Genomic DNA, 15,909 nt, shown 5'->3' with positions numbered 1-15,909 from the left:
ACGATCGGGGATAACGCCTGAAATAACAAAGAACTTAAATCGCTTTGCTTTGCCAGAAACGTGGGGCGCACACGTCGCTTGACTTATTCTGTGATAAAGGTACTTTTCAGGACATGAAGAAGATCCTGATTATCGTTCCTGACGGCGGCATGCTGTTTGAAGCCGCCGGTATCGCCGACATTCTGATGCAGGCCAACCGGCTGCATCCGGAAGGGCTTTCCCACCCCCGCTACCGGATTATCATCGCCACCACGCAGCCTCACCAGGTGATCCACGGCCAGTCCGGCCTGAATCTGCTGGCGGACTATCGTCTGCCGGAGCTGGATCCGCGTGAACCGCTGGATACCATTATCATTACCGGACGCGGCATGAACGAGCTGGAGAGCACGGCGGTGGTGGACTGGCTGCACCTCGCTGCGCCGCATGCCCGGCGGGTCGCCTCTATCTGCGGCGGCGCAATGCTGCTGGCCCAGACCGGCTTGCTGGACGGTCGGCGCGCGACCACCCACTGGCGGCTGCTGGAGACGATGCAAACGCAGTATCCGGCTATCCACGTCGAAGGCGGTCCACTGTATATTCAGGATGGCCCCATCTGGACCTCCGGCGGCGTGAGCTCCGGGTTCGATCTGACCCTGGCGCTGGTGGAAGACGACTACGGATTTACCCTCGCCCGCGACGTGGCGCAGGATATGGTGATGTATCTGCGCCGTCCCGGTGGCCAGCTGCAGTTCAGTCGTTACAGCCTGCAGCCGCCCGGCGCATCGGGCCCGATAAGCGAACTGCAGGCCTGGATCCTGCAGAACCTCACCGCCGACCTGTGCGTGGAAAACCTGGCCGAGAAAGCGGCGATGAGCCCGCGTAATTTCACCCGCGTGTTTACCCGCGACGCGGGCGTCTCTCCGGCCCGCTACGTGACCGAGGCGCGTCTGGCCGCGGCCCGTCAGCTGCTTGAGCAGACCCAGGATTCTCTTGAACGCGTTGCCGAGCAAAGCGGGTTTGGCACCAGCATTAATTTGCGCCGCATCTTTGAGAAACAGCTTCACCTCACGCCCGGCGAGTACCGCCAGCGATTCCACTGCCGCAAGATGGCGTAATCTGATCCTTTTTTGTCGTTTACGCCAACCGGCCCGACGCCTACAGTGACTCCAGACAACAGAGATAAGGAGTGCACCATGGTTAAGGTCGGTATTAACGGTTTCGGCCGTATCGGACGTAATTTCCTGCGCGCGGCGCTGGGTAACCCGGATCTGCAGATTGTGGCCATTAACGATCTGACGGACAGTAAAACTCTCGCCCACCTGCTGAAGCACGATTCCCTTCTGGGCAAGCTGCCCGCGCCCGTTGAAGCGGCGGACGGTGCGCTGCAGGTAGACGGGCAGCGGATCGCCGTATTTAGCGAACGCGATCCGGCGAATATCCCGTGGCGCGATGTTGGCGCTGACGTGGTGATTGAGGCCACCGGCTTCTTTACCGAGCGGGAAAAAGCGGCGGTGCATATTACCCACGGCGGCGCTAAGCGTGTCATCATTTCCGCTCCCGGGAAGAACGACGACCTGACGATTGTGATGGGGGTGAATCATGAGCAGTACGATCCCGCCCGACACGCTGTGGTGAGTAACGGGAGCTGCACCACGAACGGCCTGGCACCGGCCGCTCAGGTGCTGCATCAGCAGTTCGGGATTGAGCATGGCCTGATGAATACCACCCATGCCTACACCAACAGCCAGGCGCTGCACGACCAGCCGGAGAAAGATCTGCGCGGCGCACGCGCGGCGGCGCTGTCGATTGTGCCTTACTCCAGCGGCGCGGCGAAAGCGCTGGGGAAAGTGATCCCCTCTCTTGACGGCAAACTGACCGGGTACTCCCTGCGCGTGCCGGTACCGGTGGTGTCGATTGTGGATTTGACGGTAACGCTGAGCCGGAACGTGACCGCCGAGGAGGTGAACAACGCGTTCCGCAATGCTGCCGCCAGCGGGCCCCTGAAAGGCATTCTGGGCTATAGCGATGAACCGCTGGTCTCCAGCGATTACCAGGGCGACCCGCGCTCCTCAATTATCGACGGGCTTTCCACGCTGGTGATTGGCGGGAACATGGTGAAGATCCTGGCGTGGTACGACAACGAGTGGGGCTTCTCTAACCGCCTGGTGGATTTGGCGGTGCTGATGGATAAGAAAGGGCTGTAAGCCTAAAGCCGGGTGGCGCATGCGTTCACCCGGCAAATAATTCACTCCGCTTTAACTTTCACACCCATAAACACAATCACCATCGCCATCACCAGCAGGAAACCGCTTCCGGCGAATACGCCGCTGGCGCCGTTGAGGTCAAATACCGCCCCTCCCCCGGCCGCACCGGCACTGATTGCCAGTTGAATTGAGGCCACCAGCAGTCCTCCTGCACTTTCGGCTTCATCCGGAACGGTGGTAGCAAGCCAGGTTGACCAGCCCACCGGAACCAGACCAAATGCAAAGCCCCACAGCGCGACCAGGAACCCGTCCAGCATCGCCAGATGACCAAACGCCACCATCGTGAGCGCGAGAACGCCCATTGCGAACGGCACCAGCGCCAGCGTCAGGCGCAGATTACGCGCCAGCAGATGCCCGGCAACGGAGGTGCCGACAAAGTTGGCGAGCCCAAAGCCGAGCAGGATCAGCGAAATGGTCTCAACGCTCGCCTGACCTACCGTTTCCAGGAACGGACGCAGGTAGGTAAAGAAGGCGAAATGACCGCTGAAGATAAGGATGGTCGCCAGCATGCCGCCGATCATCCCCGGACGACGCAGCACGCGGAACAGCGTACTCAGGCTGCCGCTGCTCTCCGGCTTCATGGACGGCAGTACCCAGAGCTGCCACAGCAGCGCCAGCATGCTCGGCAGGATGCAGAGAACAAAGACGTTGCGCCAGCCGATCAGGCTGCCCAGATAGCTACCGAGCGGCGCCGCGACCACCGTGGCAATCGATACGCTGGAGAAGATCACCGCCAGCGCCTTAGGCACTTTATCCGCCGGAACCAGACGCATCGTCGTAGCCGTCGACATCGCCCAGAATCCCCCGATGGCTACCCCCAGCAGCAGGCGTCCCATCAGCAATACGTGCAGAGTCGGCGCAAAGGCCACCAGCAGGCTGGAAATAATTTGCAGTACCGAGAAAAACATTAGCACCCAGCGGCGGTCGATACTTTTGGTGGCTGGCGTAATCAGCAGCCCGGTCACCAGCGCCACCAGCGCGGTGGCGGTGACGGCCTGTCCGGCCATTCCCTCACTTACGCCCAGGCTCGCGGCCATCGGCGTTAACAGACTGGCGGGCAGAAATTCTGCCGTAATCAACCCAAACACCCCCAGCCCCAGTGAATAGACGGCCCGCCAGGCGGGTTTTGCAGGCGCTACCGCCTCGCTCGCCGCGACACATGAATTCATCTGTTTTTCTCCCGTTATAAAAATGTGACAACTGTCGCAAAAGCATAGAAGGTTCACCCTGGACGATCTATGACATATAATCTCCACTTATTGATTATTCGTCCGGAGTTGCGCCATGACCGTACAGTCACCCGATCTGATCAGCGAACTTTTACGCGGCATGCGCCTGTCAGGGGTGAAATACCGGCGGATTGAAGCCAGCTCGCCGTTTGGCGTCGCGTTCCACCACGCCCCCGGCAAAGCGCAGTTTCATTTCGTGAGCCACGGCAGCGCCCTGCTGCGAATGGAGAGCGGTGCGGCCTTTCAGCTGAGCAGCGGCGATGCCCTGTTTATTCCTGGCGGCAATTCCCATGCCCTGCTCTCCGACGAGCGGGCCACCATTACCCCGGTCAGCGACTTTCCCAGCGAGCCTATCTGCAGCTCGGTCTGTGCCATCACCTGCGAGCCCTGCCCGGAAAGCGAGAACACCATCATCTTTAGCGGGTGCATGGATTTTGAGCTGGGCGGGATGCAGCCGCTGATCAAGGCGATGCCGGAAGTGATGATGGTCAGCCGGCTGATGTCCACCTGGCCGGAGATCCACCCGCTGCTGGCGGCTATGGAGCGGGAATCCGTGGCGCGTCAGGCCGGGTACGCCGGGATCCTCGCGCGCCTGGCCGACGTGGTGGCGGCGTTAATCGTGCGCGGCTGGGTTGAAGGCGGCTGTGGTAAAGCCACCGGCTGGGTGCAGGTTCTGCGCGACCCGCGCCTGAGCCGGGCCATTTACGCCATGCACCAGCAGCCCGGCCTGAACTGGAGCGTGGCGGATCTGGCAAAAGAAGCGGGCACGTCCCGTTCCGTGTTCGCCGAACGGTTTCTGGCCGCGACGGGAACCACCCCGGCAAAATATCTCAGCGAGCTGAGGATGCGGCTGGCCATTCAGTACATTCGCCACGAAAATCAGCCGATTGAAACCGTCGCGCTGCGGCTGGGGTACGGCTCTCTGGCGGCATTTAGCCGGGCATTTAAGCGCATTATTGGACATGCGCCGGGCACGCTGCGGGAAGCCAGCCAGACGCCGGAAGAGGTTTGACTGACCAGCAATATTTAACGCGAAGCGGGCAATATTCGTCTAAGGTTTTCAGGTGATTGACAACAGCGGTCACGCTGTTTAGTGAAGACAGGAGACGAACTAATGATAAGACCTCGTACACTACGCCCCGCGTTCTTGCCCCTTGCGTTAGGAGGCGCGCTGCTCGGCGTAACGACATTCGGTTATGCCGACGATAGACCCGCAGCCCAGACAGTCTCACCCGATATTTTGCTGGGCCCGCTGTTTAATGATGTGCAAAGCGCCAAACTGTTTCCCGATCAGAAAACCTTCGCTGATGCCGTCCCCAAAAGCGACCCGCTGATGATTCTGGCGGACTATCGGATGCAGCACACGCAGTCCAGCTTTGACTTACGCCACTTTGTCGAGATGAACTTTACGCTCCCTGCGGAAGGGGAAAAATATGTTCCGCCTGCTGGACAAAGTTTACGTGAGCACATCGACGATCTCTGGCCCGTACTGACGCGCACCACGGATAAAGCCAGCAACAAATGGGATTCCCTGCTGCCGTTACCCAAACCTTACGTTGTGCCCGGCGGACGTTTCCGCGAGGTCTACTACTGGGACAGCTATTTCACCATGCTGGGCCTGGCAGAGAGCGCTCATTGGGACAAAATCAGCGACATGGTGGATAACTTTGCGTATGAGATTGACACCTTCGGCCACATTCCCAACGGCAACCGCAGCTATTACCTGAGCCGATCCCAGCCGCCGTTCTTCTCGCTGATGGTGGAACTGCTGGCAACGCACGACAGCGATGCGCTGAAGAAGTATCGTCCGCAGATGGAGAAAGAGTATGCCTACTGGATGGACGGCGTCGACGCCCTTCAGCCGGGGCAGGCTAACAAACGCGTGGTGAAGCTGGATGACGGCGCTATCCTCAACCGCTACTGGGACGACCGCGATACCCCGCGCCCGGAGTCCTGGCTTGACGATGTGAATACCGCCAAAAGTAACCCTAACCGACCTGCGACAGAGATCTACCGCGATCTGCGTTCCGCTGCGGCCTCGGGCTGGGACTTTAGCTCCCGCTGGATGGACGACCCGCAAAAGCTCGGCACCATTCGGACCACCAGCATTGTCCCCGTGGACCTGAATGCCCTGATGTTCAAAATGGAAAAACTGCTGGCGCGGGCAGGCCAGGAGAGTGGCGACGCCGCCAGCGCAAGCAAATACGAGGCGCTGGCAACAGCCCGTCAGAAAGCCATCGAAAGCCACCTGTGGAATGATAAAGAGGGCTGGTACGCGGATTACGATCTGAAGAGCAAGAAGGTACGTAATCAGCTCACGGCGGCAGCCCTGTTCCCGCTTTACGTGAAGGCGGCGGCGCAGGAGCGGGCCGATAAAGTCGCCGCGGCAACCTCGTCGCGCCTGTTGAAACCGGGCGGTATTGCGACCACAACCGTCAACAGTGGCCAGCAGTGGGATGCGCCAAACGGCTGGGCCCCGCTGCAGTGGGTTGCCGCGGAAGGGCTGCAGAACTACGGCCAGGAGAAGGTCTCGATGGACGTGACCTGGCGCTTCCTGAAGAACGTTCAGCATACTTACGACAGGGAAAAGAAACTGGTCGAGAAGTATGACGTGTCGACAACCGGTACGGGCGGCGGCGGCGGGGAATATCCGCTGCAGGACGGCTTCGGCTGGAGCAACGGCGTGACGCTGAAAATGCTGGATCGGGTCTGCCCGAAAGAAAAACCGTGCGACAGCGTGCCGGAGAATCAGCCTGCGGCGAATGATGAGGCTGCGCCGGTGAAAGCTGCGGCGCAGTAAAGGTGTATTGCCGGGTAGCGGCTACGCCTTACCCGGCCTACATTTTGAACTCACAGGGAGTTACTTAGAAACTGTAACTCGCCCCTAGCTGATACGTCCTGTCACGCCCGATCCAGCAGTTGGTCGTGTCGTAGCAGGTCAACGTCTCTTTATTGGTGATGTTCTGCGCGCTGGCCTTAAGCGTCAGCCCTGCCAGCGAAGGCAGGATTTCGCCCATCCGGTAGGAAGCCGCCAGATCGTACTGCGTAGTGCCGCCCAGTTTTCCCGCATCGTTTGCCGGAGAGATTTCCATCGGCCCGGTGTAGCGTGCGCCCGCTCCCAGCATCAGTCCTTTCAGCGGCGTGTTGTCAAAGGTGTAATCCCCCCAGAGGTTGAAGGCATTCTCCGGGACCTGCGTTGGACGTTTACCTTTGTACTTGTCATCTTCCCGGTTGATCGCGTGGGTGTACGCATAGTTGGCAACCAGCGTCAGGCTGTCCGTCGGACGGCTGATGGCGGACAGCTCTGCCCCTTTGGATTCCACTTCCCCGGTCTGACGATAGTTCAGGAAGCCCGGGTCGGAGGTAACGACATTTTTCTGACGAATGTTAAACACCGAGGCGGTAAAGGTGGTGGCGTAGTCGGCCAGAAGATATTTCACCCCGCCCTCCACCTGCTTGCTGGTGGTTGGCTTGACGTCTTTCGCCACGAGCGTTCCCTGCGGTGACACCGGCGCAAAACCTTCTGAATAGCTGATAAATGGTGAAATCCCGTTATCGAAGGCGTAAAGCGCGCCCAGGCGTTTGGTGACGCGATCCTGCGACACCCAGGCTTTATCACCGTTTTGCAGGTAGTTGGTGGTGACGGAGCGGTAATCGTCGTAGCGCAGGCTGCCCAGCAGGTTGAGGCCGCCAAACTCTACCTGATCCTGTAAGTAATAGCCGTTCTGCTGATAGCTGAGGCGGTTTTTCTGGGCGGTATACAGCCCCAGCGTGCTTTCACCGATCTGCGAATAGTCAGGATGACGCATATCGATACCCGGCGTGGCCGACGCGTAGCGATAGTGGAAATGGGAGTTCAGCTTCTGATAGTCAAACCCGGCCAGCAGATGGTGTTTCCAGTCGCCCAGCGCAACGGTTTTGGTGACCTGGTTGTCGATGTTGAAGCTCTTAAGGTCTTCATCGGTGGTGTAAGCAAAGCGGTTGAGCTGATACACCTCGCTTCCCGTCCCTGTCGCGTAGACGCTGCGCTGGTGGGTATCGACGTCGAAATAGCGCGCCTTCTGGTTAAAGCCCCAGCCGCTGTCAAATTCATGTTCAAAGCTGTAGCCCAGCATCCACTGACGCTGCTTAAACCCGCTCCATTCGTCTCCGGCGTAATCGCGCTTGCCCGCGTATTTTGAGCGCAGGTAGGCGAGCGGCAGCGGGTTAGACGGCGTCAGGCTCGGGGTGTTTTGCGCCAGCGCGTCCAGGGTGAGGCGGGTTTTGCTGTCCGGTTGCCAGGTGACGGACGGCGCAACCAGGTAGTTTTCATACCGGGTAGTGTGCGGCTGATCGTCGTTTTCCGTGGCTTTGCCCAGCAGACGGTAGTTCCAGTCGCTGTCGGCAATCTGTCCGGTTGAATCGAGATAGCCCTCTTTCAGATTACGGTTTCCGGTGTTAACGCCGATCTCCGTTCGGGCTTCCCGCTGCGGTTTTTTACTTTGAATATTCACCAGCCCACCCGGCGAACCGCCGCCGTAAAGGACCGATGAGGGGCCTTTCAGGATATCAACGCTGTCAATCAGCAGCGGATCGATGCGCGCTTTGGTATTGCCGGTGACGTTATAGGGCAGCTGCAGCCCGTTGTAGAACTCCTGGTCGACGGTAAAGCCGCGAATTTTATATTCGCTCATGTAGGAGGTATTTCCCCGCACCTCCGTAGAGACGCCCGGGGCATAGCGCAGGATTTCGTTCACGGAATTCGCGTGACGCTTTTCAATTTCCGGCGCAGAGAGGGTCGTGATGACCTGCGGCGTTTTACTTTCGGCCACGGCCGATTTCGTGGCGCTGTTCGTCCAGGCCGGCAGCGCGCTGCCCTGCTCTGAGCCCGTGACGACGATGGTGGATTCTTCGGCGAACGCCGGGACCTGCAATGCCAGCGTAACGGCGCCTGCCAGGGCGCAAAGCGTAAAGCGTGAGGTATTCATAATGTCGTCTTGTTGTTAGATGCAATACGGAACGACAATTATTATCATTTAGATTAACAAATCAATACTCAGGCAAAAAAACGGCCCTCCGCAGAGAGCCGTTTACGTCAATTTATGCTCGTCGCAGTAACCTGAATATGCCCAGCACCACAATGGCACCCACGACAGCGACCAGAAAACTGTGCAGGTCGAAACCACTTATGTTGCCTCCAAAACCAAACATCGTCGCCAGCCAGCCGCCCACAACCGCACCAACGACCCCGAGTACACAGGTCAAAATAAAGCCGCCGCCATCGTTTCCCGGCATGATCAGTTTAGCGATAGCGCCAGCAATAAGACCAAAGATAATCCAGGCGATGATACCCATAGCGATGCCCTCTTGCAGGTTTAACGCGTGCGCAGAAAACCTTCTGCACAGCTAACGTAAGTATAGGTCATCGCCGGAAAACCATTTTCATCTCACCGACTTATCTTTGCTTAAACAGGCAAAAAAAACTCACCGGTTTGTATTAAGTTTCATTGCAGATTGCCGATAACGCTAAGACAGTCTGTCATCAATCAAGGAGCCATCCGGCGTGAGTCATTACAGTGAGCAATTCCTCAAGCAAAATCCGCTGGCTGTATTAGGGGTATTACGCGACCTGCAAAAAGGTGAAGTGCCGCTGCGCATCAGCTGGTCGAATAATCAGTTCATCAGCAAGATCCTTGACGCCTCGCAGGAGCGGCTGGTGATTGATCTAGGCAGTCAGGAGTATGAAAACCGCGCGGCGCTGAAAGCGGAAAATGTCGCGGTGATGGCCGAAACGCAGGGCGCCAAAGTGGAGTTTGTCCTGTCGCGGCTGGAAATGAGTGAATACCAGGGACTCCCTGCTTTTGCTACCCCGCTTCCCACCAATCTCTGGTTTGTTCAGCGTCGTGAATATTTCCGCATCAGCGCCCCGCTTCACCCCGCCTATTTTTGTAAGGCCAAAATGCCGGACAAAAAAGAGCTCCGCTTCCGCCTCTTCGACCTGTCGCTGGGCGGCATGGGCGCGCTGATGGATACGCCGAAACCCGACGGTCTGGTAGAGGGCATGCGGTTTTCGCAAATTGAGCTGGATATGGGGGGCTGGGGTCGCTTTTATTTCGATGCACAGTTGATTGCCATCAGCGACCGTACCGTTGTGGACAGCAAAAATGAAACCATCACCACGCCGCGCCTGAGCTTCCGTTTCCTGAACGTCGGGCCCGGCGCAGAGCGCGAGCTTCAGCGCATTATTTATTCGCTGGAGCGGGAGGCGCGGGAACGCGCAAATAAAGTCCTGTAAGGAAAATCGGGCAGCGTGACCGCCGCCCGTCTGCGGCATTACATGGCATCCATCGCTTTCTGTACTTTCCAGATATAACGAGGCGCCTGTGGTGCCGGGTGATTTTTCGCCACATGTTCAAAGAATTCGTCTTTGTCCATGCCGTTAATCTCTTCTATCGCCTCTTTGCGGTCAGAGGAGAAGGTTCTGAGCAACGCGCCAGCACCGTTAACGTAAGACACCACCAGCGCGTACTGCATCACCTCCGGATCCTTAATGCCCTTCAGCACGCCATGCTCCATTATGCTCAGATAAGCGGTGCCCATTGATATGTTGCGTTCCGGGTTTTTCAGCTCGCTGGTCGACGGCTGGCCGCTCCAGCCCATATAGCGGTAAACTTCTTTCCCCGCCGTTGACGCTTTAAGCTGCATCAGGCCCACCGCGTTGGATTTGCTGACAAGCGCAGGATTTCCGCCGGACTCCACCGCAATGATCGCCGTGATGAGACGCGGGCTGACGCCCCAGGCCTTCCCGGCTTGTTCACTGATCGGCATCCACTGCATGGCCCGTTTCACCGGCACTTCCGGGTTCCAGGGTGGGTTTTGATAATCATGTTTTGAACTACAGCCAGCAAGCAACACAATCAAAAAAGCAAACCATCTCAATTTCACGTCATCTATCCTTATAGCCGGTCATCGCGGTGCGCCGCCTCTTGAAGCAGGCGGCGTATAAGCGGCATGATATAGACAATTAGTTTCTCATTCAGCAAGGAATTGCCATGTCTCAGTTTCATCTCATCGCGCCGTCGGGCTACTGCATTAACCAGGACGCGGCGCAGCGGGGCGTTCAGCGTTTGCTGGAGTCGGGTCATCAGGTAGAAAATCAGACGATTATCCCCCGCCGCCAGCAGCGTTTTGCCGGTACTGAAGCGCAGAGGCTGAATGATATCAATAGCCTGGTGAACCTGACGGGCGAAAACCGGATTGTGCTTGCGGTGCGCGGCGGATACGGTGCGAGCCGGCTGCTGGAGAGCATTGACTGGCAGGGGCTGGCGCTGCGCCAGCAGCACGATCCGCTGCTGATTTGCGGCCACAGCGATTTCACCGTCATCCAGCTCGGGCTGCTGGCCCTGCATAACGTGATCACCTTCAGCGGTCCGATGCTGGCCGGTAACTTCGGCGCGCCGGAGCTGGATGCGTTTACCGTGGAACACTTCTGGCGCGCGCTGCGTAACCCTACCTACAGCGTGGAGTGGCAAGGCAATGGACCGCACTGGGAGTGTGAAGGCCAGCTCTGGGGCGGTAACCTGGCGATGCTGGTCTCGCTTATCGGCACGCCGTGGATGCCGCACATCGAGGACGGCATTCTGGTGCTGGAAGATATCAACGAACATCCGTTCCGCGTCGAACGCATGCTGTTGCAGCTTTATCATGCCGGTATTCTTGAACGCCAGTCCGCGATTGTGCTGGGCAGCTTCAGCGGTTCTGCACCGAATGACTATGACGCGGGTTACTCCCTGGAGACCATGGTCGACTTCGTTCGCTCGCGGCTGGATATTCCGGTCATCACCGGTCTGGATTTCGGCCATGAGCAGCAAACCGTGACCCTGGCGCTGGGGGCGCATGCCTCCCTGATCCACAACGATTCCGGCAGTCGGCTGACCATCAGTGGCCATCCTGTCATAAAGGCATAAAAAAGCCGTTATACCCCCTTAATAAAACGCTGTTGCCGTTGTTAATATGTTAGGGTTTTAGTAACAGCGTTAACATTGAGGTGGGAGTAAGAGAACATTGGATGCCGCAGCGATAATCAGTCTTTTCATTTTGGGTTCCGTCCTTGTAACCAGCAGTATTTTATTAAGTTCATTTTCATCGCGTCTCGGCATACCTATTCTTGTCATTTTCCTCGCCATCGGCATGCTCGCCGGCATTGATGGCATTGGCGGTATCCCATTCGATAATTATCCCTTCGCCTACATGGTGAGTAACCTCGCGCTGGCGGTGATCCTGCTGGACGGCGGAATGCGCACCCAGGCGAGCTCCTTCCGCGTGGCCTTAGGGCCTGCGCTGTCGCTCGCCACGGTCGGCGTGTTGATTACCTCTGGCCTCACCGGAATGATGGCCGCGTGGCTTTTCCATCTCAACATCATGGAAGGTTTGCTGATTGGCGCCATCGTGGGCTCAACCGATGCGGCTGCGGTGTTTTCCCTGCTCGGCGGAAAAGGGCTTAACGAACGTGTCGGCTCCACGCTGGAGATTGAATCCGGCAGTAACGATCCGATGGCGGTGTTTCTCACCATCACCCTGATTGAGATGATCCAGCAGCACGAGACGGGCCTGAGCTGGATGTTCGTCTGGCATATCCTGCAGCAGTTCGGGCTGGGGATTGTTATCGGCCTGGCGGGGGGATACCTGTTACAGCAGATGATCAACCGCATCTCGCTGCCCGCGGGGCTTTACCCCCTGCTGGCGCTGAGCGGCGGTATTCTCATTTTTGCCGTCACCACCGCTCTGGACGGCAGCGGCATTCTCGCCGTCTACCTCTGCGGGTTCCTGATGGGCAACCGCCCTATCCGTAACCGGCATGCCATTTTGCAGAACTTTGACGGTCTGGCCTGGCTGGCGCAGATCGGCATGTTCCTGGTGCTCGGTCTTCTGGTCACGCCATCCGATCTGCTGCCGATCGCCGTTCCGGCGCTACTGCTGTCCGCGTGGATGATCTTTTTCGCCCGTCCGCTGTCGGTATTTGCAGGTTTGCTGCCGTTTCGCGGCTTCAACCTGCGCGAGCGGGTATTCATCAGTTGGGTGGGCCTGCGCGGCGCGGTGCCGATTATCCTTGCGGTGTTCCCGATGATGGCCGGTCTGGATAACGCACGGCTGTTCTTTAACGTGGCGTTCTTCGTGGTGCTGATTTCACTGCTGTTCCAGGGAACCTCGCTCGGGTGGGCGGCGAAAAAAGCCAAAGTGGTGGTCCCTCCCGTGGGCTGGCCGGTCTCCCGCGTGGGGCTCGACATTCACCCGGAGAACCCGTGGGAACAGTTCGTCTATCAGCTGAGCGCCGACAAATGGTGCGTGGGGGCCTCGCTGCGCGATTTACACATGCCGGCCGAAACGCGCATTGCCGCCCTGTTCCGCGATAATGTCCTGCTGCACCCTACCGGCAGCACCCGCCTGCGCGAAGGGGATATTCTCTGCGTCATTGGCCGCGAGCGCGACCTGCCCGCGCTGGGCAAGCTGTTCAGCCAGTCGCCTCCGGTGGCGCTGGATCAGCGTTTCTTCGGCGATTTTATTCTGGAAGCCAGCGCCAAGTTTGCCGATGTGGCGCTGATTTACGGCCTGGATGAAGGGCTGGAGTACCGCGACAAGCAGCAAACGTTAGGGGAAATCATTCAGCAACTGCTGGGGGCGGCCCCCGTCGTCGGCGACCAGGTAGAATTCGCAGGGATGATCTGGACGGTTGCGGAAAAAGAAGATAACGCAGTGAGAAAAGTCGGCGTCAGGCCGATGGAAGAGGAAACCGAGTAGCGTTTTTTTGCCGGGTGGCGCTAACGCTTACCCGGCCTACGTTCGAAGTTTTTGTAGGTCGGGTAAGGCGAAGCCGCCACCCGACACAACCATCCGTTACACCGTCACAACCGGCACTCTCTGTGCCAGCGCGCACATCAATTCGTACCCCACCGTGCCCGCCGCGGCAGCGACGTCATCAATCTTGATTTCGTTACCCCACAGCTCCACCGGTGAACCGATGCCCGCCTGCGGGCATGGCGTCAGGTCAACGGCCAGCATATCCATTGATATGGTGCCCACCGTTCCGGTGCGAACCCCATCGACCCAGACCGGCGTGCCGGTCGGCGCGATGCGCGGGTAGCCGTCGGCATAGCCGCCCGCCACGATGCCAATCCGCTGCTCGCCCTGTGCCCGGTAGCGGCTGCCGTAGCCCACCGTGTCACCGGCCTTCAGCGTCTGCACGCCAATGATTTCACTGCGCAGGGTCATGACCGGTTTCAGGCCGCTGTTGGCGATGTCCTGCCACTGGCCTGAAGGAGACGCGCCGTACAGAACGATCCCAGGACGCACCCAGTTGTAGTGCGCCTCGGGATGCCAGAGCGTGGCCGCCGAGTTCGACAGCGAGCGTGGGCAGTCCAGCCCCTCTGCCGCCTGCTCAATGCGCACCATGGCATCGGCAATTCCGTCAGGTTGTTCCGCGTCGGCAAAATGCGCCATTAGCGTCATTTCACCCACGTTCTTCATGGCGCGCAGCTGCTGCCAGACCGTATGCACCCGCTCAGGCTGGAAGCCCAGGCGGTTCATGCCGCTGTTCACCTTGAGATAGATATCCAGCGGCGCGTGGAGCTTCGCATCCTGGATCGCCTTAATCTGCCAGTTGCTATGAACGCTGGTGGTCAGACGGTACTTGTCCAGCAGCGGCAGATCGTCCGCGTGGAAGAAGCCCTCCAGCAGCAGTATGGGCCCTTTCCAGCCGCGCTCGCGCAGCAGAATGGCCTCTTCCAGATTCAGGAGCGCAAAGCCGTCGGTCGCGCTCAGCGCGCTCCAGATACGATCGATACCGTGGCCGTAGGCGTTCGCTTTCACCACCGACCAGACGCGCGAACCGGGTGCCGCCCGACGAACAATTTGCAGATTATCCTTCAGGGCCTGCAGGTTCAGCTGGGCCAGAACAGGACGGGACATGACAGCTCCTTAGTTATGCGCGCCGTGCAGATGCTGTGGACGCGAAGGCGTAAACCCCGATTGATAGCGTGCGGCGCTTAAATCGTCAAACGGAATTGCCGGCGTGCGCCCGGAAATCAGGTCGCTCAGCAGCTGGCCCGATCCGCAGGCCATCGTCCAGCCGAGCGTGCCGTGTCCGGTATTGGTCCACAGATTTTTATACGGCGTGCGGCCCACGATCGGCGTGCCGTCCGGGGTCATCGGACGCAGGCCGGTCCAGAACGTCGCCTGCTCGACAAAACCTCCGCGCGGGAAGAGATCGCCCACCACCATCTCCAGCGTTTCACGACGCGGCTGCAGCAGTTCGGTGTTGAAGCCCACAATCTCCGCCATGCCGCCTACGCGAATGCGGTTGTCGAAGCGGGTAATGGCGATTTTGTAGGTTTCATCCAGAATGGTCGACACCGGCGCGCCGCTCTCTTCTTTGACCGGGATCGTCAGCGAGTAGCCCTTCAGCGGGTAGACCGGAATGTCGAGAATACCTTTCAGCATGGCGGTGGAGTACGAACCAAACGCCATCACGTAGGCATCGGCTTTGATCACCTCGTCGCCGCACTTCACGCCGTAAATTTTTTCCCCTTCCGACAGCAGCTTGTCGACGGAGGTATTAAAGCGGAACTTCACTCCCGCCTGCTCGCACATTTGCGCCAGACGTTGCGTAAAGAGCTGGCAGTCGCCGGTTTCGTCATTCGGCAGGCGCAGGCCGCCGGTCAGCTTATGCGCCACTTCCGCCAGCGCCGGTTCAACCTGACCAAGCTGGCTGGCTTCCAGCAGCTGATACGGTACGCCAGCATCTTCCAGCACGGCGATGTCGCGGGTGGCGTTTTCATACTGTTGTTCAGTGCGGAACAGCTGCAGCGTACCGCCCTGACGGCCTTCGTACTCAATGCCCGTCGAGGCGCGTAAGGCTTTCAGACAGTCGCGGCTGTACTCCGCCAGACGCACCATGCGCCCTTTGTTCTCCATGTAGTGGCGGGTGTCGCAGTTGCGCAGCATCTGCCACATCCACTTCAGCTGGAACTGCGTGCCGTCAAGGCTGATGGCCAGCGGCGCATGGCGCTGGAACATCCATTTAATCGCTTTCAGCGGAACGCCCGGCGCAGCCCACGGCGCCGCATACCCCGGAGAGATTTGCCCGGCATTCGCCGCGCTGGTTTCAAGCGCGGGACCGGATTCACGATCGATAACGGTTACGTCATGTCCCGCCTGACTTAAATACCAGGCGCTGGTTACCCCAACGACACCACTTCCCAGTATGACAACACGCATAGCCACTCCATTATGTGCAAAAGAACAATCTTCTAATTACAGATTGATAACCTAGTTGAAAATATTATTCAACATACGACTTTTTTATGGTGACTTACCTCACACATCCCCCAGCATCAGGGGATAGTGTTAATTTGGGATCTCCTGCTGCGCGTTATTTTTAACCAGCATAATATGCTGAGACA

12 protein-coding genes and 1 pseudogene are annotated in these 15,909 nt (G+C 58.6%); 7 read left to right on the top strand and 6 right to left on the bottom strand.

Annotated features, from left to right (window positions below; all coding sequences use genetic code 11):
* Window positions 1–113: 113 nt before the first annotated feature.
* Together NQ230_RS09695 and gap are read left to right on the top strand one after the other, a co-directional pair.
* Entirely contained in the window at window positions 114–1,094 is a 981-nt protein-coding gene (locus tag NQ230_RS09695) for a GlxA family transcriptional regulator (RefSeq protein WP_257260937.1), read from the top strand.
* A gap of 78 nt (window positions 1,095–1,172) precedes the next feature.
* A complete protein-coding gene (gene gap, locus NQ230_RS09690) occupies window positions 1,173–2,183 on the top strand; it encodes a type I glyceraldehyde-3-phosphate dehydrogenase (RefSeq protein ID WP_257260936.1) in 1,011 nt (336 codons plus the stop codon).
* Between the two features lie 41 nt (window positions 2,184–2,224).
* Here gap and NQ230_RS09685 read toward each other — a convergent pair whose 3' ends face one another.
* Window positions 2,225–3,412 carry an MFS transporter gene (locus tag NQ230_RS09685; RefSeq protein ID WP_023336046.1) on the bottom strand — a complete coding sequence of 396 codons (1,188 nt, stop codon included), beginning with the start codon at window positions 3,410–3,412 and terminating at the stop codon, window positions 2,225–2,227.
* Window positions 3,413–3,527: 115 nt separating this feature from the next.
* On the opposite strand from NQ230_RS09685, the gene NQ230_RS09680 reads away from it, so the two are divergent.
* Both NQ230_RS09680 and NQ230_RS09675 read left to right on the top strand, forming a co-directional pair.
* Complete coding sequence (locus NQ230_RS09680; protein WP_029740088.1) at window positions 3,528–4,484, top strand: AraC family transcriptional regulator; 957 nt, start codon at window positions 3,528–3,530, stop codon at window positions 4,482–4,484.
* Window positions 4,485–4,586: 102 nt separating this feature from the next.
* Window positions 4,587–6,272, top strand: coding sequence for an alpha,alpha-trehalase (locus NQ230_RS09675; RefSeq protein ID WP_257260931.1), 1,686 nt, complete (start codon window positions 4,587–4,589; stop codon window positions 6,270–6,272).
* Window positions 6,273–6,336: 64 nt separating this feature from the next.
* On the opposite strand, the gene NQ230_RS09670 is transcribed toward NQ230_RS09675, so the two are convergent.
* Window positions 6,337–8,439, bottom strand: coding sequence for a TonB-dependent siderophore receptor (locus tag NQ230_RS09670; RefSeq protein ID WP_257260930.1), 2,103 nt, complete (start codon window positions 8,437–8,439; stop codon window positions 6,337–6,339).
* Window positions 8,440–8,551: 112 nt separating this feature from the next.
* Window positions 8,552–8,806, bottom strand: coding sequence for a GlsB/YeaQ/YmgE family stress response membrane protein (locus NQ230_RS09665; RefSeq protein WP_008502662.1), 255 nt, complete (start codon window positions 8,804–8,806; stop codon window positions 8,552–8,554).
* A gap of 208 nt (window positions 8,807–9,014) precedes the next feature.
* On the opposite strand from NQ230_RS09665, the gene ycgR reads away from it, so the two are divergent.
* Window positions 9,015–9,746, top strand: a complete 732-nt coding sequence (ycgR, locus tag NQ230_RS09660; RefSeq protein WP_121424120.1) for a flagellar brake protein YcgR — start codon at window positions 9,015–9,017, stop codon at window positions 9,744–9,746.
* Window positions 9,747–9,784: 38 nt separating this feature from the next.
* Here the strand turns inward: ycgR and emtA are convergent, their stop codons facing one another.
* Window positions 9,785–10,396 carry a membrane-bound lytic murein transglycosylase EmtA gene (gene emtA / locus NQ230_RS09655; protein ID WP_063143839.1) on the bottom strand — a complete coding sequence of 204 codons (612 nt, stop codon included), beginning with the start codon at window positions 10,394–10,396 and terminating at the stop codon, window positions 9,785–9,787.
* 107 nt (window positions 10,397–10,503) lie between these two features.
* On the opposite strand from emtA, the gene ldcA reads away from it, so the two are divergent.
* Window positions 10,504–11,418, top strand: a complete 915-nt coding sequence (gene ldcA, locus NQ230_RS09650) for a muramoyltetrapeptide carboxypeptidase (RefSeq protein WP_159514408.1) — start codon at window positions 10,504–10,506, stop codon at window positions 11,416–11,418.
* 97 nt (window positions 11,419–11,515) lie between these two features.
* A pseudogene (locus tag NQ230_RS09645) lies at window positions 11,516–13,183 on the top strand (potassium/proton antiporter); the annotation flags it as partial.
* A gap of 162 nt (window positions 13,184–13,345) precedes the next feature.
* Here the strand turns inward: NQ230_RS09645 and dadX are convergent.
* Complete coding sequence (gene dadX / locus NQ230_RS09640) at window positions 13,346–14,416, bottom strand: catabolic alanine racemase DadX (RefSeq protein WP_257260926.1); 1,071 nt, start codon at window positions 14,414–14,416, stop codon at window positions 13,346–13,348.
* Between the two features lie 9 nt (window positions 14,417–14,425).
* Window positions 14,426–15,724 carry a D-amino acid dehydrogenase gene (locus NQ230_RS09635; protein ID WP_063143835.1) on the bottom strand — a complete coding sequence of 433 codons (1,299 nt, stop codon included), beginning with the start codon at window positions 15,722–15,724 and terminating at the stop codon, window positions 14,426–14,428.
* Window positions 15,725–15,909 lie beyond the last annotated feature (185 nt).

Origin of the sequence: Enterobacter asburiae, assembly GCF_024599655.1 — a bacterium.
Classification (GTDB): domain Bacteria; phylum Pseudomonadota; class Gammaproteobacteria; order Enterobacterales; family Enterobacteriaceae; genus Enterobacter; species Enterobacter asburiae_D.
Note: the sequence above shows the minus strand (reverse complement) of the source record. Positions and strands in the feature narration are given on the sequence as shown.

Coding starts and splice junctions, on each gene's coding strand:
- NQ230_RS09695 (WP_257260937.1), top strand. CDS start 114: ATGAAGAAGATCCTGATTATCGTTCCTGACGGCGGCATGCTGTTTGAA.
- gap (WP_257260936.1), top strand. CDS start 1,173: ATGGTTAAGGTCGGTATTAACGGTTTCGGCCGTATCGGACGTAATTTC.
- NQ230_RS09685 (WP_023336046.1), bottom strand. CDS start 3,412: ATGAATTCATGTGTCGCGGCGAGCGAGGCGGTAGCGCCTGCAAAACCC.
- NQ230_RS09680 (WP_029740088.1), top strand. CDS start 3,528: ATGACCGTACAGTCACCCGATCTGATCAGCGAACTTTTACGCGGCATG.
- NQ230_RS09675 (WP_257260931.1), top strand. CDS start 4,587: ATGATAAGACCTCGTACACTACGCCCCGCGTTCTTGCCCCTTGCGTTA.
- NQ230_RS09670 (WP_257260930.1), bottom strand. CDS start 8,439: ATGAATACCTCACGCTTTACGCTTTGCGCCCTGGCAGGCGCCGTTACG.
- NQ230_RS09665 (WP_008502662.1), bottom strand. CDS start 8,806: ATGGGTATCATCGCCTGGATTATCTTTGGTCTTATTGCTGGCGCTATC.
- ldcA (WP_159514408.1), top strand. CDS start 10,504: ATGTCTCAGTTTCATCTCATCGCGCCGTCGGGCTACTGCATTAACCAG.
- dadX (WP_257260926.1), bottom strand. CDS start 14,416: ATGTCCCGTCCTGTTCTGGCCCAGCTGAACCTGCAGGCCCTGAAGGAT.
- NQ230_RS09635 (WP_063143835.1), bottom strand. CDS start 15,724: ATGCGTGTTGTCATACTGGGAAGTGGTGTCGTTGGGGTAACCAGCGCC.